This is a genomic window from Parendozoicomonas sp. Alg238-R29 (assembly GCF_947331445.1).
Classification (GTDB): Bacteria; Pseudomonadota; Gammaproteobacteria; order Pseudomonadales; family Endozoicomonadaceae; genus Sansalvadorimonas.
On record NZ_CAMZOG010000007.1, the window covers coordinates 48,658 to 69,346 of the forward strand.

General features: G+C 47.7%; 19 protein-coding genes, 1 other RNA gene and 1 pseudogene. 14 read left to right on the forward strand and 7 right to left on the reverse strand.

Features of this window, described 5'->3' with window-relative positions:
- Positions 1-89 precede the first annotated feature (89 nt).
- Complete coding sequence (locus QMA35_RS03110) at positions 90-1,190, forward strand: hypothetical protein (RefSeq protein WP_281645672.1); 1,101 nt, start codon at positions 90-92, stop codon at positions 1,188-1,190.
- 34 nt (positions 1,191-1,224) lie between these two features.
- Here QMA35_RS03110 and pepP read toward each other — a convergent pair whose 3' ends face one another.
- Entirely contained in the window at positions 1,225-2,535 is a 1,311-nt protein-coding gene (gene pepP / locus QMA35_RS03115; RefSeq protein ID WP_281645673.1) for a Xaa-Pro aminopeptidase, read from the reverse strand.
- The gene (locus tag QMA35_RS03120) at positions 2,535-3,131 is read right to left on the reverse strand and encodes a UPF0149 family protein (protein WP_281645674.1); all 597 of its coding nucleotides are present in this window, start codon (positions 3,129-3,131) and stop codon (positions 2,535-2,537) included. The genes pepP and QMA35_RS03120 overlap by 1 nt, the downstream gene beginning before the upstream one ends.
- A gap of 163 nt (positions 3,132-3,294) precedes the next feature.
- On the opposite strand from QMA35_RS03120, the gene QMA35_RS03125 reads away from it, so the two are divergent.
- The 3 genes from QMA35_RS03125 (at position 3,295) to ssrS (ending at position 4,128) form a co-directional block, all read left to right on the forward strand.
- Positions 3,295-3,519: a TIGR02449 family protein gene (locus QMA35_RS03125; RefSeq protein WP_281645675.1), complete on the forward strand. Its 225-nt coding sequence runs from the start codon at positions 3,295-3,297 to the stop codon at positions 3,517-3,519.
- On the forward strand, positions 3,516-3,830 hold the full coding sequence (locus tag QMA35_RS03130; RefSeq protein WP_281645676.1) for a cell division protein ZapA: 315 nt from the start codon (positions 3,516-3,518) through the stop codon (positions 3,828-3,830). Before QMA35_RS03125 ends, QMA35_RS03130 begins: the two co-directional genes overlap by 4 nt.
- Positions 3,831-3,930: 100 nt before the next feature.
- A non-coding RNA gene (ssrS, locus tag QMA35_RS03135) (6S RNA) lies at positions 3,931-4,128 on the forward strand.
- Between the two features lie 103 nt (positions 4,129-4,231).
- On the opposite strand, the gene QMA35_RS03140 is transcribed toward ssrS, so the two are convergent.
- A complete protein-coding gene (locus QMA35_RS03140; protein WP_281645677.1) occupies positions 4,232-4,642 on the reverse strand; it encodes a hypothetical protein in 411 nt (136 codons plus the stop codon).
- A 326-nt stretch (positions 4,643-4,968) separates the two neighbouring features.
- Between QMA35_RS03140 and QMA35_RS03145 the strand changes: the two genes are divergently transcribed.
- Complete coding sequence (locus QMA35_RS03145) at positions 4,969-5,595, forward strand: 5-formyltetrahydrofolate cyclo-ligase (RefSeq protein WP_281645678.1); 627 nt, start codon at positions 4,969-4,971, stop codon at positions 5,593-5,595.
- 393 nt (positions 5,596-5,988) lie between these two features.
- Here the strand turns inward: QMA35_RS03145 and ilvA are convergent, their stop codons facing one another.
- Positions 5,989-7,503, reverse strand: a complete 1,515-nt coding sequence (ilvA, locus tag QMA35_RS03150; protein ID WP_281645679.1) for a threonine ammonia-lyase, biosynthetic — start codon at positions 7,501-7,503, stop codon at positions 5,989-5,991.
- A gap of 306 nt (positions 7,504-7,809) precedes the next feature.
- Positions 7,810-8,004: pseudogene (locus QMA35_RS03155) on the reverse strand (IS1595 family transposase); the annotation flags it as partial.
- Positions 8,005-8,113: 109 nt separating this feature from the next.
- Here QMA35_RS03155 and rpiA point away from each other — a divergent pair.
- The 7 genes from rpiA (at position 8,114) to QMA35_RS03190 (ending at position 15,440) form a co-directional block, all read left to right on the forward strand.
- Positions 8,114-8,785, forward strand: a complete 672-nt coding sequence (gene rpiA, locus QMA35_RS03160) for a ribose-5-phosphate isomerase RpiA (RefSeq protein ID WP_281645680.1) — start codon at positions 8,114-8,116, stop codon at positions 8,783-8,785.
- Between the two features lie 352 nt (positions 8,786-9,137).
- Positions 9,138-10,253: a branched-chain amino acid ABC transporter substrate-binding protein gene (locus QMA35_RS03165; protein ID WP_281645681.1), complete on the forward strand. Its 1,116-nt coding sequence runs from the start codon at positions 9,138-9,140 to the stop codon at positions 10,251-10,253.
- A gap of 138 nt (positions 10,254-10,391) precedes the next feature.
- Positions 10,392-11,459, forward strand: a complete 1,068-nt coding sequence (locus tag QMA35_RS03170; RefSeq protein WP_281645682.1) for a hypothetical protein — start codon at positions 10,392-10,394, stop codon at positions 11,457-11,459.
- A gap of 197 nt (positions 11,460-11,656) precedes the next feature.
- The gene (gene livH, locus QMA35_RS03175; RefSeq protein ID WP_281645683.1) at positions 11,657-12,583 is read left to right on the forward strand and encodes a high-affinity branched-chain amino acid ABC transporter permease LivH; all 927 of its coding nucleotides are present in this window, start codon (positions 11,657-11,659) and stop codon (positions 12,581-12,583) included.
- Positions 12,580-13,911 (forward strand): high-affinity branched-chain amino acid ABC transporter permease LivM, encoded by a 1,332-nt coding sequence (locus QMA35_RS03180; protein ID WP_281645684.1) that lies wholly within the window; start codon positions 12,580-12,582, stop codon positions 13,909-13,911. The genes livH and QMA35_RS03180 overlap by 4 nt, the downstream gene beginning before the upstream one ends.
- 42 nt (positions 13,912-13,953) lie before the next feature.
- Positions 13,954-14,739 (forward strand): high-affinity branched-chain amino acid ABC transporter ATP-binding protein LivG, encoded by a 786-nt coding sequence (gene livG, locus QMA35_RS03185; protein ID WP_281645685.1) that lies wholly within the window; start codon positions 13,954-13,956, stop codon positions 14,737-14,739.
- Entirely contained in the window at positions 14,739-15,440 is a 702-nt protein-coding gene (locus QMA35_RS03190; RefSeq protein WP_281645686.1) for an ATP-binding cassette domain-containing protein, read from the forward strand. Before livG ends, QMA35_RS03190 begins: the two co-directional genes overlap by 1 nt.
- A 400-nt stretch (positions 15,441-15,840) precedes the next feature.
- Here QMA35_RS03190 and QMA35_RS03195 read toward each other — a convergent pair whose 3' ends face one another.
- Positions 15,841-17,559: a GspE/PulE family protein gene (locus tag QMA35_RS03195; protein WP_281645710.1), complete on the reverse strand. Its 1,719-nt coding sequence runs from the start codon at positions 17,557-17,559 to the stop codon at positions 15,841-15,843.
- A gap of 212 nt (positions 17,560-17,771) precedes the next feature.
- A complete protein-coding gene (locus QMA35_RS03200) occupies positions 17,772-18,380 on the reverse strand; it encodes a CYTH domain-containing protein (RefSeq protein ID WP_281645687.1) in 609 nt (202 codons plus the stop codon).
- A 168-nt stretch (positions 18,381-18,548) separates the two neighbouring features.
- Between QMA35_RS03200 and QMA35_RS03205 the strand changes: the two genes are divergently transcribed.
- Both QMA35_RS03205 and QMA35_RS03210 read left to right on the forward strand, forming a co-directional pair.
- On the forward strand, positions 18,549-19,229 hold the full coding sequence (locus QMA35_RS03205) for a TIGR00153 family protein (protein WP_281645688.1): 681 nt from the start codon (positions 18,549-18,551) through the stop codon (positions 19,227-19,229).
- Between the two features lie 115 nt (positions 19,230-19,344).
- Entirely contained in the window at positions 19,345-20,616 is a 1,272-nt protein-coding gene (locus tag QMA35_RS03210; protein WP_281645689.1) for an inorganic phosphate transporter, read from the forward strand.
- The last annotated feature ends 73 nt before the right edge of the window (positions 20,617-20,689 follow it).

Consider the following 20,689-nt stretch of genomic DNA (forward strand, 5'->3'; position numbering starts at 1 on the left):
GATCATCTAACAATTCTCGAAAAAGAACACGTGCATTTGGCCTTTCCTTTGACAGGCAGGGCAGTGAGTACCTTTCAAGAAGAGTCAAAGTGAAGCGCACAACACCTCATATTCCTCGTCCTGACTATAAGCCGGGAATGGCCCGCAAGATATGGGAGGGAATTATGAATAAGGTGTGGCCCACTGATCCGACATACCTGATCAAGTCAGGTTCCCTCGATGATATAAACCATTGGATAAGCCACGGAGGAGATCTCGACTACGTTGATGCAGCGCAAAACACCATTCCCCACCTACTGGCTATAGGAAGAACCCAAAAATCCACTCCCTACGAAGTCAGGCCCATCACCAAATCACTGTTCCAATATTACTCACAGGAACAGATGGAAAAACTGAGTGTGCAATCCAATGGGGATTTTCGAACCCCCTGGCATGAACTATCTATGACCTGCAAGGCCAGCTCAACCTTTGCGCTACATTCCGCCGGTGTGGTTATCGCTGAAGAAATGATCAATGCCGGAGCCTCACCTCTGATAGCACGATCACCTGAAAAACCTGAAGACTTTCCGGCTGTTAGTATTCTGCCTCGCATTGCAGGTTGCCCGCAGCTTATCCGAAAGCTTATAGAGATTGATAGCGAACTCACTCTGGGTGGAGAAGATGGCAATACTCCTCCTCACCTGAGTGAACGATATCCCACATTACTTTGGGCTGCTATTAACCAGAAGCAATACTCAGCACTGAGACACATGTTAATTCAGGGAGCAGAATACTCTGACGAAAGCTCCCCCGTTCATCCTTTAATGCGTGATATTCGTTTGTGGCATATTGACAGAGACTTAAGAGCCTGTGGAAGAGTTCTCTGGGATCAGAACCGACTCCTGCCGAGCAATGAAATTCATGCAGACTTAATGACAGCTTTAGATACCTGGGAAAAACAGCTGACGGATGCAGAAAAATTCCCTCAGCCTCCACAAAACAGGAGGGAGGTTTTAGACGTTAAAGAATCCCTTGAAATACTGTTAAAGCTTACCCCTCATATCGACCGCCCACTTGAGGTACTTACATCTGATGGTGATAAACGCACACTGGGAGAAGGTTTGCTGGGCACTCTCGAAAAATCTTATCCACGGCTGTACCAGACTGCCTGTAAAATTCCAGAGATCATTCAATTTCCAGGGGCTAAGTAGAGTCAATCAACAGCACTCCCAGCCCCAAAGTCATTTAACCCATCAATGCTTCAATGGCATCAACAGTTTTTACAACACCTGCCGTAAGAACTTCGTTGCCAGTTTCTGTAACCAGAACATCATCTTCTATACGAATACCGATTCCACGCCAGCGCTCTTCAACATCCTGATTATCTGGTGAAACATACAAACCAGGCTCAACGGTTACCGCCATGCCGGGTTTAAACAGAATAGACTCGCCATCTTCCTTGTGATGACCAACATCATGCACATCCATACCCAGCCAATGACCGGTGCCGTGCATGTAGAAAGCTCGGTATGCCTCTTCTTTAATCAGCTTGTCTTTATTGCCAGCCAGCAATCCCAACTCAAGCAACCCTTCAACCAGTTTGCCCAACGCAGCCTTATGGAATCCATCAAAGGGTTTACCGGGAGCAACTTCATCAATAGCGGCCAGCTGGGCATCAAGCACTACGTTGTAGAGTGCTTTCTGCTCAGGAGAAAACTTACCGTTAACCGGGAAAGTTCGGGTAATGTCTGCAGCGTAATGATCCAGCTCACAACCAGCATCAATCAGAACCAGATCACCATCTTTCAGCTCACATTCATTCTCGGTGTAATGCAAGATGCAGGCATTTTCACCACCACCAACAATGGTTGTATAAGCAGGGTGACGAGCACCACTCATAGCAAACTCATGGTGAATAGAGGCCTCAAGCTGGTACTCCGTGACACCAGGCTTGCACTCTTGCATAGCGCGAGTGTGCGCTCTGGCGCTGATTTCACCAGCTTTGCGCATAAGCGCCTGTTCTGCGGGGGATTTGATCATGCGCAGGGTATGAAGCAACTTGTCACGATCCTCAATCTGCTCAGGAGCAACACCGCCCTTCCGCTCTTTGGCACGAACTTTATCCATCCAACTCCAGAGCTGTTGATCGAATTCTTTATTCGCACCGGGGGTGTGATAAACAGACGTGCGCTGATCTAACAAACCAGGCATCTGTTCATTCAGTTCACTGATTACAAAAGCCTGATCGAAGCCATACTCTTTCACGGCACCAGCCTGACCAGCCCGGCGACCATTCCAGATTTCCATCTCACGGTTGCGTTCGCGGCAGAACAGGACAGACTCCCCCTCTTCCCGCCCGGGAATCAATACAAGAACAGCTTCTGGCTCACCAAACCCTGTGAGATACCAGAAATCACTGTCCTGCCGGAAGTGATATTCACAATCTCTATTGCGCACTTTTTCTGTGGCGGAAGGCAATACCAGAACACTTCCCTCTTTCAGGGAATCCAGTAACGCCCTGCGGCGCTCTGTATAAATTTTCTGATCAAGTTTCATTAGTGAATTGCGTCACTTTTATTTGCTTGAGTTTCCTGTACAGCTTTATTTTCCTGACTTTCACCGAATAACATCAGGGTAGCCATACGTACGTATTCACACACTTCAAAAAAGTCTTTCTCGGAATCTTCGGACTCTTCCAGATCATCTGCCTGCACCTGAGCGATCTGAGCCAGATCATTCAGTACACCGGTAGCCTCTTCAGACAGTTTGGAGCCAATGACACCAGCCGCGCCAAACCCTGATAAAAACCCAGAACACCACTGCCCTAAAGCATCTGTTCTCTGACCAACAGTTTCATCGCTCTCTGGCAACAAAAGGCTGAAGGACAAATCACTGGCAGAAATATCTCCCAGCACCACATCATAAAAATCTACAAGACCGGCGCGAACCCGCACACTCATTTCATCAGAAGTGGCCATCTGTTCAGCGGCAGCATCCAGCCAGCTTTTATGATCTGGCCGCAAACCGGCACAGAGCTGACCGCACAGCAAGCCATGTAACTGCGATGGAGGAGTCATGGAACGAACCTCCACAAACAAATCTGCCAGTTTGTCGAAACTAAAAGGCTCCAGTCGAGTTTTCGCTTCACTCATAGTGAAAATCTCTTTCATAATTCTCGATATATTAATGTATCAACCCATGATGCAAGTCGATCTTTTTTTCACAAATTCAGACTCTTGTGCAAACTTATATTGTCCGTCTGCCGGAAGTGGGGATATATTTACTCTTTAAAGGATCAATAAACTGCCACGATTCATGGATTCCAGCGAACTGAACGATCACAACATAAACGAGCTTGGCCGAAAGATCGAAGAACTGATCACTCTCTGCCAAAATCTCCGGCACGAAAACCAAGCCCTGCGTTCTGGCGAGCAGCAGTGGAAGCAGGAGCGTGCCCAGCTCATTGAAAAAAATGAGATTGCACGCACCCGGGTCGAAGCCATGATCGGACGACTCAAGACCCTGGAGCACGAATCATGAGCACGGAACGTCTTACAGCCACGGTTAATATCCTGGACAAAGATTACCGCATCACCTGCCCTCCGGAGGAGGAGGCCAGTCTGCTGGAATCTGCACGTCACCTCGACAGCAAAATGCGGGAAATTCGCAATAGCGGTAAAGTGATAGGGGTCGAACGCATTGCCGTTATGGCAGCCCTTAACATTGCCCATGAGATGCTCCGCAGCGGACAGAAAAATCAGCTCCAGAGCAGCGAAACCCAGGAGCAGATCGACTCCATGCTGAAAAAACTGGACGGTGCCCTGCAGAAAAACCATGAACTTGAGCTGTAATCAGCTCTGTAAGTACTCCCGACAATTTGTGTTTTTCATAACGATAAAGCATAAAAAGGGGCTGGCAGCAGCCCCTCTTCTGCCGATATAATCCTGTTAAGGTTCCCTGGTTTGTACGCCAGTCTCGTAACGTCCCTGAGGCTTTGAATACATATCCCGGCGGCTCCTCGAGAGTAACAAGCGTGCATGTCCGCCTCGGGTTTTACCCTTGAAGCGGAAAGCCCATGTTATTCCAGCAGCTACCACCTTGAAGCAATGCTTCAAGGGCCACACAAGACAGCGGCAGAGTGGGGAACCTTACTCACACAGAACCCTCCACAGTATCTGCTCGACATGCGTTTAAAGCTTGTGCGTTCATCTCATTTAGTCTTATTCGCACCACTATTTATAGATGGTAAATTTTATAGATGGTAAATTGTTACACCATACAACAGCACACAGGCTAGAAGGGCGACCTGAACAACAGGACGTAATCTGCGAAGCACACTTGGAAGCCTGCTTTCTCCATAGATATAAAAGGAGGTCACCAGCATCAGGCTACCTGAAACAAGGGCTGCCACTCCCCAGAATTCCGTAGGGTGTTGCACTCCATACCAAAACACATTCCAGCAACCCGCCAGAAAAACAATTGCCCGTGCACTTTTCCGGACCGTCACCGGAAGCTTGTTGAAAGAGTTGAGCACAGGCAAACGACTAGAAAAGAGTAACCCAATGACCATGCTGCTGGTCATAGTTGTTCCCATTGGCAACATGTTGTACATCCTTTGTTGAGTTGGATCACAGGGAAGAACTCCCTGTTCATATTCAAGCATACGGACAGGCGTGCACTTTAGAGTCAACTGGCCTGGGGCATGTTCACAAAGGTTTCTAGGGTAAGATGCAGCTCCGCTGAAATTCTGATTGCCTTTCAAGGAACGGCAACGCAACCATAAGAAGAACTTTGGGGAGTGCCCTTCGGGTAACTCTGAATGCCATCATTCGTGGCCACTGAGGCGCATACTTAATTGAGAACGCCCCCCGGAAAACATGACCGGACAAAAGCTACCCCCACAGAAAACTCATAAAGTTGCTATAGCTTGTTATGCTTTGGCAGATTATGTTGCCAGATACGATAACAGAACCTGAAACCAAGTCTCACATGAATCAAAATAACAACCAGTCACCCGAGCACGTAAAACAACAAAAGAGCGATCTTCGAAAACAGCTGAGAGAGAAACGTCGGAGCCTAAGCCCAGATCAGCAGCAGACGGCGGCTCAAAACCTTTTTGAGAATTTACTGACTCATCCAGCCTATACAAACAGTGAACATATTGCTGTTTACTTGGCCCGTGATGGCGAGATCGATCTGAAGTTTGTCGTTGAAGATGCTCGAAAAAAAGGCAAGAAAATTTATCTGCCTGTCGTTGATTCACAAGGCAGCGGCACCCTGACTTTTCTTCCATGGGAAGACGACACGATTATGGTGAAAAACGAAAAATCATTTGGTATACCTGAGCCAGATAGCCGTCTCTATGAAGCCCATCCAGTACAAGACCTTGATCTTGTGCTTTTGCCGTTAACAGGCTTTGACCCTTCCGGGAAAAGGATTGGTATGGGTGGTGGTTTCTATGACCGTACTTTCGCGTTTATTAATAAGGATACGAAATCCAGTCAGCCACTGCTTATTGGCGTGGCCCATGAATGCCAGAAGGTAGACAACATTCCTTCCGAAAGCTGGGACATTCCTTTAATGGGGATTGCAACAAACTTACACTACTACTCCTGAACGAGCTTACCCTGATCAGATTTTATTTTTCTTCTTATAACACTCGGTAGCCTCCGAGTGTTAACCAAGCATCTGGGCGGTTGCGGTGGTTACAACGCCAAGAGCAAACACAACCATCATGATGTGAAGCGGATCAATCTTGAACATACTACCTCCAGGTAAAACAGTCCTGGCTTCCTGCGCACATACTCATCCCTGTATGCTCACTCTGAGCATTTCAAAACACGTCTAAGGCAAAAACACTGCCAAGATAAGCTATGTTACATTTCTAAAATTATAAAGAGAAAATAGTGAAGAAATTGTGACTTGATGCAAAAAAACACCTTTCCTGGGCGGTTTTATAACTAACAAGCCACTATTCACTGGCAAAAGGGCATATACGACAGTTACTTGTCAGCTGAGAAAAAGCTTATATGCACTGTTATCGCTCTCTTCCCAGAAGTGGTAACCAATATCGTCCAGGAACTCTGGAATTTGGTGCCGCTCCCCTTCTGGAACCTGAATACCAACAATAACACGCCCATAAGCCGCGCCATGGTTACGGTAGTGGAACATGGAAATATTCCACTGTGTGCCAACACGTTTCAGGAAGTTTAATAACGCACCGGGGCGCTCTGGAAATTCAAAGCGATAAACAACTTCATTATCAACGTCAGGGGCGTGACCACCAACCATATGCCGTACATGAAGTTTAGCCACTTCATTGTCAGTCAAATCTTCTACAGCATATCCAGCGTCAGTGAGGTCCTCAATCAAACGCTCCCGGGTTTCTGTTTCCGGATGCATCTGAACACCCACAAAAATACAGGCATCACGGTTATCAAAATAGCGGTAGTTAAACTCAGTGATATTCCGGCGGCCAATGGTTTCACAGAAACGCCGGAAACTACCGGGCTTTTCTGGAATGGTTACAGCAAGAATAGCCTCTCGACCTTCACCCAACTCTGCACGCTCAGACACATAACGCAGTCGGTCAAAGTTTACATTTGCACCGCTGGCTATGGTGACAAGATTCTTTTCCGTTATCTGTTCCCGCTCCACGTATTTTTTGAGTCCGGCAGTAGCCAGAGCCCCGGCCGGCTCCGTAACTGAACGGGTGTCATCAAACAGGTCTTTCACCGCAGCACAGATTTCATCTGCATTAACCGTGATCACTTCATCAACACACTCACGACAAATGCGGAATGTTTCTTCGCCAATCTGAGCAACTGCAACACCATCAGCAAACAGTCCAACCTGCGGCAACACAACACGCTCACCAGCTTCCATGGCTGCTTTCAGGCACGCGGATTCTTCATATTCAACACCGATAACCAAAGCATCCGGCCGCAGGTATTTCACATAAGCAGCAATACCGGCAATCAGGCCGCCACCGCCCACAGGCACAAATACCGCATCCAGGTCGCCCGTGTGCTGGCGCAGGATTTCCATACCGATAGTTCCCTGACCAGCAATGGTGTCCTTGTCATCGTAGGGGTGAATAAAGCTAAGACCTTCTGTTTCTACAAGGCTCAAAGCGTGGGCCAGAGATTGATCAAAACTGTCTCCATGGAGAACGACTTCTCCTCCACGGGAACGTACACCTTTGACCTTTATATCCGGCGTAGTGGTTGGCATAACAATCACGGCCCGAATACCCAGCTCTTTTGCTGACAGCGCAACACCCTGAGCGTGATTACCCGCTGAGGCACACACCACTCCTCTGCTCCGCGCTTCTTCGGAGAGCTGAATAATATTGTTATAAGCACCGCGAATTTTAAATGAGAACACTGGCTGTAAATCTTCTCGCTTAACGAGAATATTGTTCTTCAACCGTTCACTGAGAAAGGGCGCAAAATGTAACGGGGTTTCTACCGCCACATCATACACGCGCGACTCGAGGATTTTCCTGATGTACTGAGTAGGCATAATCGTCCGCAGTAGCTGTTATCTATTCTGACTTTTGTATATTGATCTTCTTAATGTCAGGACATTGTACGTAACCACTGTCTTTGTGCCTAATTCCATTTCAGGATTTTCAGTTTTCGCTTTCAGGTTACAGGCGTCGCCCTGTGTAAACAGGACTCGCTCAGGCTCTATATCGCAAGCAAAGTCATTACGACTGGCTTTTTTGTAATCGCCCAGCTCCCCTTCTGCTGGAACAAAAAACTTGATTGAACCACTCTTCTGCAATTCCGTTGCCGCAGAGATAAAACGCGCAGAAAAATCTATACCGTCCACATGCTGGATATGAAAAATACCATCAAGAACATGCTGCCCTGATGACGTCACAAGTTCTTTCAATGGAAAGCCAAGCTTGGCGGCGGCCGACTCGTGAGCGAGACTGGCATCGGCGCAAACCACAGCCGCTATTGATATACGGCCATTTAAATGTCGCACCAGCTCATCCGCGCCTTCATTAACGAGTACCACAACCCTCCCTGAAGGGTGGAACCAGTAATTTACCCTATTGTAATAACACTCCTCCCAACTCTTCCCTTATAATCCTGCTTTCGCTCACACATCAGGATTTCAATCCATGACTCAGGATGAACTCAAACAAGCCGTCGCCCAGGCTGCTTTGGATTACATTCTTCCTCACCTTGAATCCGATATGATCATTGGTATCGGGACCGGTTCTACAGCAAATTGTTTTATTGATGCACTGGCCGAAGTAAAAGATCGTTTTGATGGTGCCGTCGCCAGTTCTGAGGCGAGCGCCGAACGACTGAAAAGCCATGGAATCCCAGTGTATGACCTGAATAGCATCTCTGAGCTGCGTTTCTATATAGATGGTGCAGACGAGAGCAACGATCACCTTCAATTAATCAAAGGTGGTGGTGCAGCCCTGACCCGGGAAAAAATCGTTGCCGCAGTGGCAGAAGAGTTCATCTGTATTGCAGACGAATCCAAGATGGTGGACGTTCTGGGTACCTTTCCGCTACCCGTGGAAGTTATTCCAATGGCGCGAAGCCATGTTGCCCGGGAACTGGTTCGTCTGGGCGGGGACCCAGCCTATCGCGAAGGTGTCGTTACCGATAATGGCAATATTATTCTGGATGTCTGGAACATGGCAATTACCGACCCGGTTGGTATTGAACAGTCCATTAACCAGATTACCGGTGTTGTGACTAATGGCCTGTTTGCTAATCGCGCAGCCAATGTTCTGATGCTGGGAACAAAAGACGGCGTGAAAACCATTACCGCTTGATATTGCTTTCCAAACCTTATCGCCTTCTGAACACTGCCTTTTCAAGTACTACGGATACAAATTCCTTCTGTATCCGTAGTTTATACAACAGAAAAATTTCTTCCTGCTCCCCTCTACTAAAACGTCAAACACTATATATGTAGTGTTTTATCAGAATTAAACGCCTTTAAACGCACTGTTTTCGAGCAAAAAACAACAGAAAAACCTTTGATAAAGAGAAGTCAATGGCAGTAGCTGCTATCTGTTACTGTCAGAAAAAATCCTGTATAACGTGATCGAAGCAGAAAAAAGCTTTAAAGCTTTCACCAAAACAACGATAAAAACCAAAAATAGAAACAAGAGAGCGGAAACAATGACACACACACTGCGCACGGCACTGGCCAGTGCATCTGTTGCCTTTGCAATGATGACCGGGGGCGTTCAGGCCGAAGACACCATCAAAATTGGCTTAGCAGGACCGGTAACCGGCCCTGTTGCCCAATACGGTGACATGCAGTTCATTGGCGCTAAAGCGGCTATTGAACAAATCAACCTGGCCGGTGGTGTTAACGGTAAAAAACTGGAAGGTGTCGTTTACGATGACGCCTGTGATCCAAAACAGGCCGTTGCTGTCGCTAACAAAATTGTAAACGACGGCATCCAGTATGTTGTTGGTCATCTCTGCTCTTCCAGCACACAGCCTGCCTCTGACATTTATGAAGATGAAGGCGTTCTGATGATCACTGCGGCGTCTACCAGCCCTGATATCACCACCCGCGGTTACGAGTTAATATTCCGAACCATTGGTCTGGACAGCATGCAAGGCCCTACCGCTGCCCGTTATATCCTTGGCTCTCTCAAGCCTAAACGCGTTGCAATTATTCACGATAAACAGCAGTACGGTGAAGGTCTGGCGACATCTGTTCGTGACGAGCTGACAGCTGCTGGCACTGACGTTGCTCTGTTTGAAGGTGTAACAGCTGGCGATAAAGACTTCTCTGCACTGGTTGCCAAGCTGCAGAAAGAGAACGTCGATTTCGTTTACTACGGTGGCTACCATCCAGAGCTGGGCCTGATTCTGCGCCAGAGTGCTGAGAAAGGTCTGAAAGCTAAGTTCATGGGCCCTGAAGGCGTAGGTAACAAAGATATCTCCGCTATTGCCGGTGCCGCCTCTGAAGGACTACTGGTGACTCTGCCAAGAAGCTTCGACCAGGATCCTGCCAACAAGAAGCTGGTTGAGTACATCACCGGTAAAGGTGAAGACGCGACTGGTCCTTTTGTATTCCCGGCTTATTCCGCAGTTCAGGTTATGGCTGACGCGATCAAGATGAACGGTGATTCCCCTGAAAAAGTTGCCAAGATTCTGCGTAGCCAGAGCTTCAAAACACCAACTGGTGACTTGGCGTTTGATGAGAAAGGCGACCTGAAAGACTTCAGCTTTGTTGTCTACGAATGGCACAAGGATGGCACCAAGACGCCACTGAACTAATATCCAGAAAATTTCTGGTACTAAGGCGGCATCATTCGAAATGAGTGATGTCGCTTTTACTTTACATAATTGTTACTGACACCTCTTGCCGGTGATTGTCCAAAGGGTTCTATGATCTACACCGGATAAAGGGGCAGTATGCTTACACAACAATCAAGACAGTCAAGATTTGCTCCACCATATGCAAGAGCAAACCAGCCACCGCCAATTGTCAAACGAAGCGGAAAACTTTTTGCCTATCATGCACCTCAAAAAAGGCGTAATTTCCGTGGTCGTATCGCCAAGCTAATACAGAGCATCGAAAACGCCGAAAACCCTGTCATCTGGAGAAAAAAACTATGGAATTTACGATCTCCAAAGGACAATAAGCAGAGATTAGATCACGCCTTCCAGAAAGTGGAGAACATGGAGTGGGAGTCGGCACACAACTCCTATGCCCCCTCCGCTACCCTTGGCTCTGTTTGCATGCCTGAATCTGGACTCATGGGAGAGGATACCGGCGCATACAGCGGCCCAGCTCTTCCCATCACCAGTGAAAAACCTTGTATTCAGAAGGTGACCTGTGAGGGTGACAATACCGAGCGGGCTCTAGATTTAGCGATGAGACTGATCAATGCAATAACCAATAAAGACTTTGAGAACATGGACAGTGCCTTTAAAGACTACCACCCGTTCATGAGCAAGGATGGGTCAGATATACACTTTGAATACCTTGCAAAATACGGGAATAGGGCACTTTCTGAAACTGTAGCAATACTGGACAATAAGCTATATGAAAAAGACGACATTACATCAGCGATCGAAGGTGACGGCAAACATAGATGTATGACCATCGCACTGAACATCCTGCTGGATGCTCTTAGCTATAAAGATGAACAGTTAGCGACTGATGCCAGGCAGCTATTGATTAACATGGAACAAAACGCCAGAACGCTTATTGCAATAAAGAGACAAATAAAATCAAACGAGAACGTCCTGTTAAATAACGCCAATAGAACCTCTGTCATTCCCTCTGAAAGTGAAACCGAGAGGCTCAAAACTGAGGAAAAAACATATATACAAGAGATCCTGAAAGAGTCTGATAAAGCAGAAGCCTTGGAGAGCTGCCTCATAGAAGCAACGGAGACTGACAGCGAAAATCTCCCTGCTCAGTATCACTTCCTCGAAAGGGTTGCCCAGCTTACGGTAGCCCCAAACCTTGTTTAAATCCTCGAGCTACGGATTTTATCAATCTTCCCTTCTTTCAAAATAATCTTCTGATTTTGAATACAAAATCCGAAGCATCCCCTGTTTTGCTTATCTCCAGTGTGAGAATATAGGGTCGCGCAACGCACCAAAGCAGCGCACTGCGCGACAGAGCCACAAGCTCTGCCAACATTATAAAAAAGAATATAGGAGTATGTATGGGGGATTCAGGTCTTTACCTTATACAGCAAATTCTGAACGGCCTTACACTGGGCAGTACCTATGCCCTTATCGCCATTGGCTACACAATGGTGTATGGAATTATCGGAATGATTAATTTTGCCCATGGCGAGGTGTATATGATCGGCAGTTATGTGTCGTTCATCGTACTGGCAGGCCTAGCCATGGTAGGCATAGATAGCGTCACACTGATGATTGTCGCTGCCTTCATTATCAGCATGATTATCACCAGTACTTACGGCTACTCGATAGAACGGATTGCCTACCGGCCACTACGTGGCGGTAACCGACTCATTCCTCTCATATCAGCCATCGGCATGTCTATTTTCCTGCAAAACTATGTTCGTCTGGCACAGGGGTCACGAGACATCGCTATGCCCAGCCTGATCACTGGCGGCGTAACCTTCGGCCCGGAAGCTGGCTTCCAGGCTTCTGTGTCTTATATGCAGATGATTATTTTCGCCATTACCTTTATCAGCATGACAGTTCTGACTTTGTTTATTTCCAAGTCCCGTCTCGGCCGCGCCTGCCGCTCCTGTGCTGAAGATATGGGTATGACTCGTTTGCTGGGCATCAATACCAACACTGTGATTTCCCTGACGTTTGTTATTGGTGCCGCACTGGCCGCTGTTGCTGGTGTACTGCTAAGCCTCTACTACGGCGTTATCAATCCTTACATTGGCTTCCTCGCTGGATTGAAAGCCTTTACTGCGGCTGTTCTTGGTGGCATTGGCAGCATTCCTGGTGCTGTTCTTGGAGGTCTGCTGCTTGGTTTAACTGAAGCTATGACTTCCGGCTATTTCAGTTCTGAATACAAAGATGTTGTCGCCTTTAGTCTGTTAATTCTGATATTGCTGTTCCGTCCATCAGGCATTCTCGGCAAGCCAGAGGTGGAAAAAGTATGAACACCACAAGTATAAAAAACGCATTAATAACCTCTGTCGTTTTCCTGATACTCGCCAGTTTTATGATGGGCGTACAACTGGTACCTGAAGGTACAAGCATTAGCCTGTCACTTGCCGATCCTGTTCGCCTGGAAGCCCTTGGTGTAGCACTGGCGCTCCTGTTTGTCTTTCAACTCTTCAGGGAACCCATCAGCAACGGCTGGCAAGCAGTTAAAAACAAACTCCCCCTACCAGAGCACGGCATTGCCGAAACTCTGCAAACGAAAGGCGAGCAGCACCCTCGTTTGAAGCAACTGGCCCTCGCCTTCTTGCTGGCGGCTTTAATTATCTGGCCATTTTTTGGCTCGCGGGGCAATGTTGACCTGGCAACCCTCGCTCTCATCTATGTGATGCTTGGGCTTGGTCTTAACATCGTTGTTGGTCTCGCAGGCCTTCTCGATCTTGGTTATGTTGGCTTCTATGCCGTGGGCGCTTATAGCTACGCCTTGCTGAACCAGTATTTTGGTCTGGATTTTTGGAGTTGCCTGCTGCTTGGCGGTTTCATCGCTGCATTTTTCGGTTTCATCCTTGGCTTCCCTGTACTCAGGTTGCGAGGCGATTACCTTGCAATTGTTACGTTAGGGTTTGGTGAAATCATCCGCATCCTGCTGAACAACTGGACGGCCATTACCGGTGGCCCCAACGGTATCAGCCAGATTCCGAAACCAACCTTGTTTGGGCTGGAATTCTCACGCCGAGCGAAAGAAGAGGGCAACATTCCCTTCCACGAATTCTTTGGTATCGACTATTCCAGTGGTTACAAGGTTATCTTCCTTTATCTGTTGGCTCTTCTGCTGGTTATTGCCACGCTCTGGGTTATCAATCGCTTGCTGCGTATGCCTATTGGCCGTGCCTGGGAAGCGCTTCGGGAAGATGATATTGCCTGCCAGTCGCTGGGCATGAACAAAACCATAATAAAACTCTCAGCCTTTACCATTGGCGCAGCTTTTGCCGGCTTTGCCGGAACTTTCTTCGCTGCACGTCAGGGTTTTATCAGCCCGGAATCGTTCACCTTTATTGAGTCTGCCATCATTCTTGCCATTGTCGTACTCGGCGGAATGGGTTCTCAGATGGGTGTAGTTCTGGCTGCGATCATTATGACGATACTGCCAGAACTCGCTCGAGAGTTTAATGAATACCGCATGCTGATGTTTGGCTTACTGATGGTATTTATGATGATCTGGCGACCTGCCGGCCTTATGCCCATGAAGCGTCCTCACATTGCCCTGAAAGAGAGCAAAGAGGAGAACTCTTCTTCCATTTCACAACAGCCTGCACATGCAGCCTGATGTCCCTCGCGGACTGATATAAGAATTGGTGAGCATAAAGATATGAGCAGTCAAGAAAACAACCAACAGACCTTACTGGAAGTAGAAGACCTGACCATGCGCTTTGGCGGTCTGGTTGCAGTGAACAAGGTCAAACTGAATGTAAAGAGCGGGCAGATTGTTTCTATTATCGGCCCTAACGGTGCAGGTAAAACCACTGTATTCAACTGCCTGACAGGGTTCTATAAACCATCAGATGGCCGTATCAGTTACCGGGGTGAAAACATTACCGGTAGCAAGAACCATGAAATTTCCCGTAAAGGCATTGTGCGTACATTCCAGCATGTCCGCCTGTTCAAGAGTATGACAGTGCTGGAGAACTTGCTGGTTGCCCAGCACCGCCACTTGAACACTAACCTCCTTTCCGGATTGTTCAAAACCCCTGCATACCGCCGTAGTGAACAGGCAGCGTTTGATCGCGCGTCTTTCTGGCTGGATAAAGTGAATCTGAAGAGCATGGCCAACAGGGATGCTGGCAATTTGTCCTATGGTCAGCAACGCCGCCTGGAAATTGCCCGTTGCATGGTGACGCAACCCGACATGTTGATGCTTGATGAGCCAGCGGCCGGTTTAAACCCACGAGAAACCAAAGAACTTGATGAATTGATCTGTGAATTACGTGATCATCACAATGTATCTGTCATGTTGATTGAACACGATATGAAACTGGTGATGGAAATTTCCGATCATATTTACGTTATCAATCAGGGCACCCCTCTGGCTGACGGTCTGCCGGATCAAATCAAGAACAACCCCGATGTTATCAAAGCCTATCTGGGAGAAGCGTAATGCTGTCAATTAAAAACGTTTCTGCCCATTACGGAAAAATACAGGCTCTCGAGAACATTTCACTGGATGTGAACAAGGGTGAAATTGTTACCCTGATTGGAGCGAACGGTGCAGGGAAAAGCACCTTACTGATGACTCTTTGTGGTGACCCTCACCCCAGCTCTGGTCAGATAATATTCGAAGGCAATGACATCAGCAGATTGGAAACCCCGGAAATTATGCGATCCGGTATCGCCATAGTTCCGGAGGGTCGTCGTGTGTTTTCACGGCTGACTGTAGAAGAAAATCTGGATATGGGCGGTTTCTTTGAACCCAAAGAGCGCAAAGAGGAAATGCTGGAGCATGTTCTGCAACTTTTCCCTCGTTTGAAAGAGCGCTTTGATCAGCGTAGCGGTACCATGTCTGGTGGTGAACAACAGATGCTGGCTATTGGTCGTGCCATGATGAGTCGCCCGAAACTGCTTCTGCTTGATGAACCATCTCTTGGACTGGCACCTATTATTATCCAGCAGATTTTCGACATTATCGAAATGCTTCGCGAAGAAGGTATGACTATTTTTCTGGTTGAGCAGAACGCTAACCAAGCTTTGAAATTAGCCGACCGCGGTTATGTATTGGAAAATGGCCGAATTGTTATGGCAGACAGTGGGCAAAACCTGCTGGTGAATGACGACGTTCGAAAAGCTTACCTGGGAGCCTGATAACCTCTGGAGCCCCTGATGAGAATCAGTGGTTCCAGACAACGTCTCAATTATTGACTTTTTTCTTAATTAGTCGGCTTTTTATTGCAAAAAGTGATAGTTAGTTGACTAATCCCTGCCTTCCCGCCTACGAACCGGCAGCTTTGCCATCAGTCGCTTCAAGGAAAAAGGCTTTTTTACAGCTTTTACCTATTTTTTACCCCAATATCGGTAGCATGAGGCTGGCTTCTATACTGAAAGGAACGTGAGTAGTTTGCTGTACACGGAGCCGTACTATGAATAACCCTAATGATCGGTTAACCAGACCGGAACTGGCCTTACTGTTCACATCCATCGCGGTAATGGCTTTGTCATTTGCTGCACTGATTCACGGTGTGTAAATCAGAAGACAGTGACGTACTCAATTAAGAGTCGTCACTGGCGTTACTCGCAGAACTTCATCAATGGTTGTTAATCCCTGCGCAACCTTTTGGGCTCCGCTTAAACGCAGAGAATGCATACCGTTTCGAATGGCCGCCGCACGCATTTTATCTACATCAGTACGCTCCCCTAACTGCTCTCTCACCGCGCCTTCCAGGGGCATAATTTCATAAACACCTGCACGACCACGGTAACCTGTATTCCGACAGCTCAAACAGCCAACAGGTTTCATACCCATTGCAGGTGGTTCTGCAACCCAGGGTTTAGTGAGTTCTTTCCATCCCTGTTCATCCATTTTTACTGGTTGCTTACAGTCAGGGCATAATGTTCTCACCAAGCGCTGAGCCATAACACCTAACACTGTTGCCCGAATCAAATAATCAGGAACGCCTAATTCCAGTAATCGGGTAATAGCGGAAGGGGCATCGTTGGTGTGCAAGGTTGAAAGAACCAAGTGACCAGTCAGTGCGGCTTGAATCGCCATTTCTGCCGTTTCAAGATCACGGATCTCACCAACCATAATAATGTCCGGGTCTTGTCGTAACAGGGCACGAACACCACTGGCAAAGGTCAGATCGATGTTGTGATGAACCTGCATCTGATTAAACGCTGGCTCAACCATTTCAATCGGATCTTCGATAGTGCAGACATTTACTTTGGAGGTTGCCAGTTCTTTCAGGGTGGAATAAAGCGTGGTCGTTTTTCCCGATCCCGTTGGCCCGGTCACCAAAACAATACCATTAGGCCTGCCCACCATCTGGTGCCAGCGTTTGTCGTCTTCTTTCGAAAAGCCGAGATCCCGAAAACCTTTCAACAAAACATCTGGGTCGAAGATACGCATAACCATCTTCTCACCGAAAGCAGTGGGTAGCGTGGAAAGACGAAGTTCCACTTCATTGCCTTCCGTAGAACGTGTTTTTAACCGGCCATCCTGAGGCTTGCGTTTTTCCGCCACATTCATGCGGCCGAGTATTTTCAAGCGGCTGTTAACAGCCGCCAGAACCTGAGCCGGCATATCATAAACAGTATGGAGGACACCATCTATACGAAAACGGATATGGCCTTTGTCACGCCGGGGTTCAACGTGAATATCACTGGCTCGCTGATCAAAGGCGTATTGCAGTAACCAATCCACAATATTAATGATGTGCTGGTCATTGGCATCAGGAGTCTGGGCATCACCAAGCTGTAGCAGCTGCTCCAGGTTGCCGGTATTGATGGCATTAATACCACCTTCACGGCTGGCACCAGATATGGATTTGGCCAACTTATAAAACTCACCAGTGTAACGGCGAATTTCAGCGGGATTACTAACGACCCTCTTTATTTCTCGGCGGTTGATATGTTTGAGGTTATCTTCCCAGCCCTTGTGCCATGGCTGGGCGCTGGCCACGAGAATTTCATTCTCATTCACTTCTACAGCCAAAATCTGATGCCGCTCAGCATAAGCCAGAGACATGAGTGGAGTCACTGATGCCGCATCAATTTTTAGAGGGTCAATATGGTAATAAGGCTGGCTGGCACTATCTGCCAACCAGCGGGTGAGTGTATCCAAGTCCAGAATTTGGCCGACGTTCTTCTGGTTGGCCAACTCCAGTTCGGCCAGATATTCCAGAGGGTGGAGTTTGGCCTGACTGGCATTACGTCTGCGGGAAAGAATATCCTGGCTTTGATGACTACTAAGCCAACCATCCTGCATCAGGCCCTGAACTATCTGGGATAAATCAAGCAAATGGCTGCCAGACTCATGACTGCTGACTTTTGAGCCTCCGGCCACTTTATGGCTGGATTGCCTGCCCTGACCTGAATTTTTATGATTTTGTCTTTTTTCCACAGCCTGATTCCAATGGATACGGCGGATATTATTCACTGTTGGCGCTTTTTCTTGCGCCTTCTAGTCATTGTAGGAGCCTACCTTTCACCACCTGCCTCGGCAAGCCGATATCCTCGCTCAGCCTTGCTGATATTTTCTGGTTTAAGCTTCACCAGCTTCCCAAGCTCATCCGCCAAGGATTGGAGGGCCGATTCATCGCCCCCCTTCAGCTCAAGCTCTAGCTCAGAGATAGGCTGAGATTTGCCTCTGGCCTTAACTTCGCCACAATCCAGGGCCAGTTCAATAAGAGCGCTCTGCCACTGAAAATCAATCACTTTTCGCTCAAAGTCCGTAGTAAAAACTGGCTCCAGGCTAGCTATATCAATACCCTGAAGGGCCTCAGGCCAAACCTTGGCTAAACGTTCTCCATCCAGTTCATTGCCTTCTAACTGCCACTCCCATTCTCCACGTCGGCTTATTCCATTCACGCTTACGCCCTTGGTTTTCAGGGTCTGAATATACACCCCGTTTTTCTCCCGGATACGCAGAGCTACCCGGTGCTGGTTCAATCGCTCGTCAGGAGTATCAAAATAAGTATTCTTAAGATGGAGAGTGACAACAGGCTGATCCACCAGACAAGCGGCTTTCAGCACTTTTTGATGATCACAAGCTGCCAGGCTCAATTTCAGCTCAACTTCATGGCCCATAAACAAATAACTCTTAAAATTTAAAAATAACTACGCCACAGAATGTAGTGATTTATCAAGGAATTATCAGATCAATAACCACCAATCACATCCTTTTACACAATTTTTCGGCTCGCTGGGAAAACGCTTTCTATAATCTCGGTTCGATAACAACCACAGCTTTTGCCGATGACATCGAGATATCTGCTGTCCAGCGTATTTGGGCGTTCCCCCATTGGGCCAATAAAACAACATATAGCCAGTGCCCACGGAGCAGCTGCACTTCTGGAACCCTTCTTTCAAGCGGTCATGAAAGAGGACTGGCAGAAAGTTGAATCCTATCAAAAGCGCATTGTTGAATTTGAAGAAGACGCTGACGAAATCAAAAAACAGGTGCGCCTATCCCTGCCAAAAAGCCTGTTTCTTCCGGTTCCCAGAACTGACCTCCTGGATCTGGTAACGGTACAAGACAAAGTCGCAAACCGGGCCAAGGATATCGCCGGGATCGTATTAGGTCGGCAGATGGTTTTCCCAACCGGGCTGCAACCGGATTTCATGCTCTTTGTCAAACGCTCTGTAGAAGCCTCCGCTCAGGCATTACGCGCCATCAATGAACTGGACGACCTTCTGGAAACAGGATTTCGTGGCCGGGAAGCTGACATAGTTGAAACAATGATCGAAGAGCTGAACGCCCTGGAAGCCAGCACAGACAAGCTCCAAATTACAGTTCGTCGCCTGTTGTTTGCCCGGGAGAAAGAACTCCCCCCTATTGATGTGATGTTTCTCTACCAGGTAATTGAATGGGTTGGCGATTTGGCAGACAGAGCGTCCCGAGTGGGCGGATACCTGCACATGCTTCTGGCTCATTAAATAAACCTATTGGTTAGAAGCCATCTCAAAAATCACGTGGCTACTAGTGAATTGAAACCGTAATCGGGACTCTAAAGAAGAGTTCTGGAGATGCAGTTCTTAAGGTGTAGTTCTGATGTCGATCATCACGGAATATGGCGTAATCTTGCTAGGTCTGGCATGTTTCTTTGGGTTCTTCATGGCCTGGGGGGTAGGCGCTAATGATGTTGCTAATGCCATGGGAACATCGGTTGGCTCAAAAGCTCTAACAATAAAGCAGGCCATTGTCATTGCCATTGTTCTTGAATTTGCCGGGGCTTTTCTCGCCGGTGGCTCTGTTACGACCACAATTCGCAAAGGCATTATTGACCCGACAATGCCGGAGCTTCTGGCAAACCCGGAACTTCTTATATACGGCATGCTGGCCGCCCTTCTTGCGGCTGGAACATGGTTACTGATAGCAACGCACTATGGCTGGCCAGTCTCCACTACTCACTCCATTGTTGGAGCTATTGTGGGCTTTGCCGTTGCTGGAATTGGGCATGACGCAGTGAAATGGAGCAGCGTTATGTCTATTGTTGGCTGCTGGATTGTTTCACCGCTTTTTTCAGGGATGTTGTCTCTGCTTGTTTTTACATCAATCCAAAAACTAATCCTTAACACCCGAGACCCTTTTTACAGCGCGAAACGTTTTATTCCAATTTACACATTCCTGGTCGGCTTTATGATTGCCATGGTCACCCTGAAAAACGGGTTAAAGCATCTAGGGCTGGACCTGACAAATTTCGAAGTTGTTCTCTCATCCGCTCTTATTGGTTTTATTCTCACGGCCTTGGGTATGCTGGCTCTCACCCGAATCCACAAAGATAAAAAAGCTGACCGGGATTTCCATTACTCCAGTGTTGAAAGAATATTCGGCACGATGATGATTTTCACAGCATGCGCCATGGCTTTCGCACACGGTTCTAACGACGTCGCTAATGCTGTAGGGCCTTTGGCCGCTGTTGTTCACGTTGTTGAAAGCGGCGGAGATATAGCAGCGAAAACACCTATGCCCAGCTGGGTTTTAATGCTGGGAGGGGCAGGAATCATCTGTGGCCTAACGACCTATGGTTACAAAGTTATGGCCACCATTGGCAAGCACATCACAGAATTAACTCCAAGCCGGGGCTTTGCCGCTGAACTTTCTGCTGCCACGACAGTTGTTCTCTCTTCTGCAACCGGTCTGCCAGTTTCAACAACCCATATTCTTGTGGGATCGGTACTGGGAGTTGGACTGGCGAGAGGAATTGGAGCGTTGAATCTGCAGGTTATCAGCACAATCTTTTTATCCTGGCTGGTCACATTACCCGCAGGTGCTTTTTTAGCAATTGCATTCTTTTATCTGTTCCGGGTTATTTTTGGCTGAGTTCGTTAGAAGTCTTAGCAAAGGCAAACCTCGACGATTCTATAACCCTATAAACAATCAAGCCCGGAGAAAT

What these genes read in the sequence shown, in the direction of transcription:
- QMA35_RS03205 (WP_281645688.1), top strand. Translation starts at nt 18,549, where the DNA reads ATGACATCGAGATATCTGCTGTCCAGCGTATTTGGGCGTTCCCCCATT.
- rpiA (WP_281645680.1), top strand. Translation starts at nt 8,114, where the DNA reads ATGACTCAGGATGAACTCAAACAAGCCGTCGCCCAGGCTGCTTTGGAT.
- QMA35_RS03130 (WP_281645676.1), top strand. Translation starts at nt 3,516, where the DNA reads ATGAGCACGGAACGTCTTACAGCCACGGTTAATATCCTGGACAAAGAT.
- QMA35_RS03200 (WP_281645687.1), bottom strand. Translation starts at nt 18,380, where the DNA reads ATGGGCCATGAAGTTGAGCTGAAATTGAGCCTGGCAGCTTGTGATCAT.
- QMA35_RS03145 (WP_281645678.1), top strand. Translation starts at nt 4,969, where the DNA reads ATGAATCAAAATAACAACCAGTCACCCGAGCACGTAAAACAACAAAAG.
- QMA35_RS03190 (WP_281645686.1), top strand. Translation starts at nt 14,739, where the DNA reads ATGCTGTCAATTAAAAACGTTTCTGCCCATTACGGAAAAATACAGGCT.
- QMA35_RS03165 (WP_281645681.1), top strand. Translation starts at nt 9,138, where the DNA reads ATGACACACACACTGCGCACGGCACTGGCCAGTGCATCTGTTGCCTTT.
- pepP (WP_281645673.1), bottom strand. Translation starts at nt 2,535, where the DNA reads ATGAAACTTGATCAGAAAATTTATACAGAGCGCCGCAGGGCGTTACTG.
- QMA35_RS03210 (WP_281645689.1), top strand. Translation starts at nt 19,345, where the DNA reads ATGTCGATCATCACGGAATATGGCGTAATCTTGCTAGGTCTGGCATGT.
- QMA35_RS03140 (WP_281645677.1), bottom strand. Translation starts at nt 4,642, where the DNA reads ATGCTTGAATATGAACAGGGAGTTCTTCCCTGTGATCCAACTCAACAA.
- ilvA (WP_281645679.1), bottom strand. Translation starts at nt 7,503, where the DNA reads ATGCCTACTCAGTACATCAGGAAAATCCTCGAGTCGCGCGTGTATGAT.
- livG (WP_281645685.1), top strand. Translation starts at nt 13,954, where the DNA reads ATGAGCAGTCAAGAAAACAACCAACAGACCTTACTGGAAGTAGAAGAC.
- QMA35_RS03125 (WP_281645675.1), top strand. Translation starts at nt 3,295, where the DNA reads ATGGATTCCAGCGAACTGAACGATCACAACATAAACGAGCTTGGCCGA.
- livH (WP_281645683.1), top strand. Translation starts at nt 11,657, where the DNA reads ATGGGGGATTCAGGTCTTTACCTTATACAGCAAATTCTGAACGGCCTT.
- QMA35_RS03195 (WP_281645710.1), bottom strand. Translation starts at nt 17,559, where the DNA reads ATGCAGGATGGTTGGCTTAGTAGTCATCAAAGCCAGGATATTCTTTCC.
- QMA35_RS03120 (WP_281645674.1), bottom strand. Translation starts at nt 3,131, where the DNA reads ATGAGTGAAGCGAAAACTCGACTGGAGCCTTTTAGTTTCGACAAACTG.
- QMA35_RS03180 (WP_281645684.1), top strand. Translation starts at nt 12,580, where the DNA reads ATGAACACCACAAGTATAAAAAACGCATTAATAACCTCTGTCGTTTTC.
- QMA35_RS03170 (WP_281645682.1), top strand. Translation starts at nt 10,392, where the DNA reads ATGCTTACACAACAATCAAGACAGTCAAGATTTGCTCCACCATATGCA.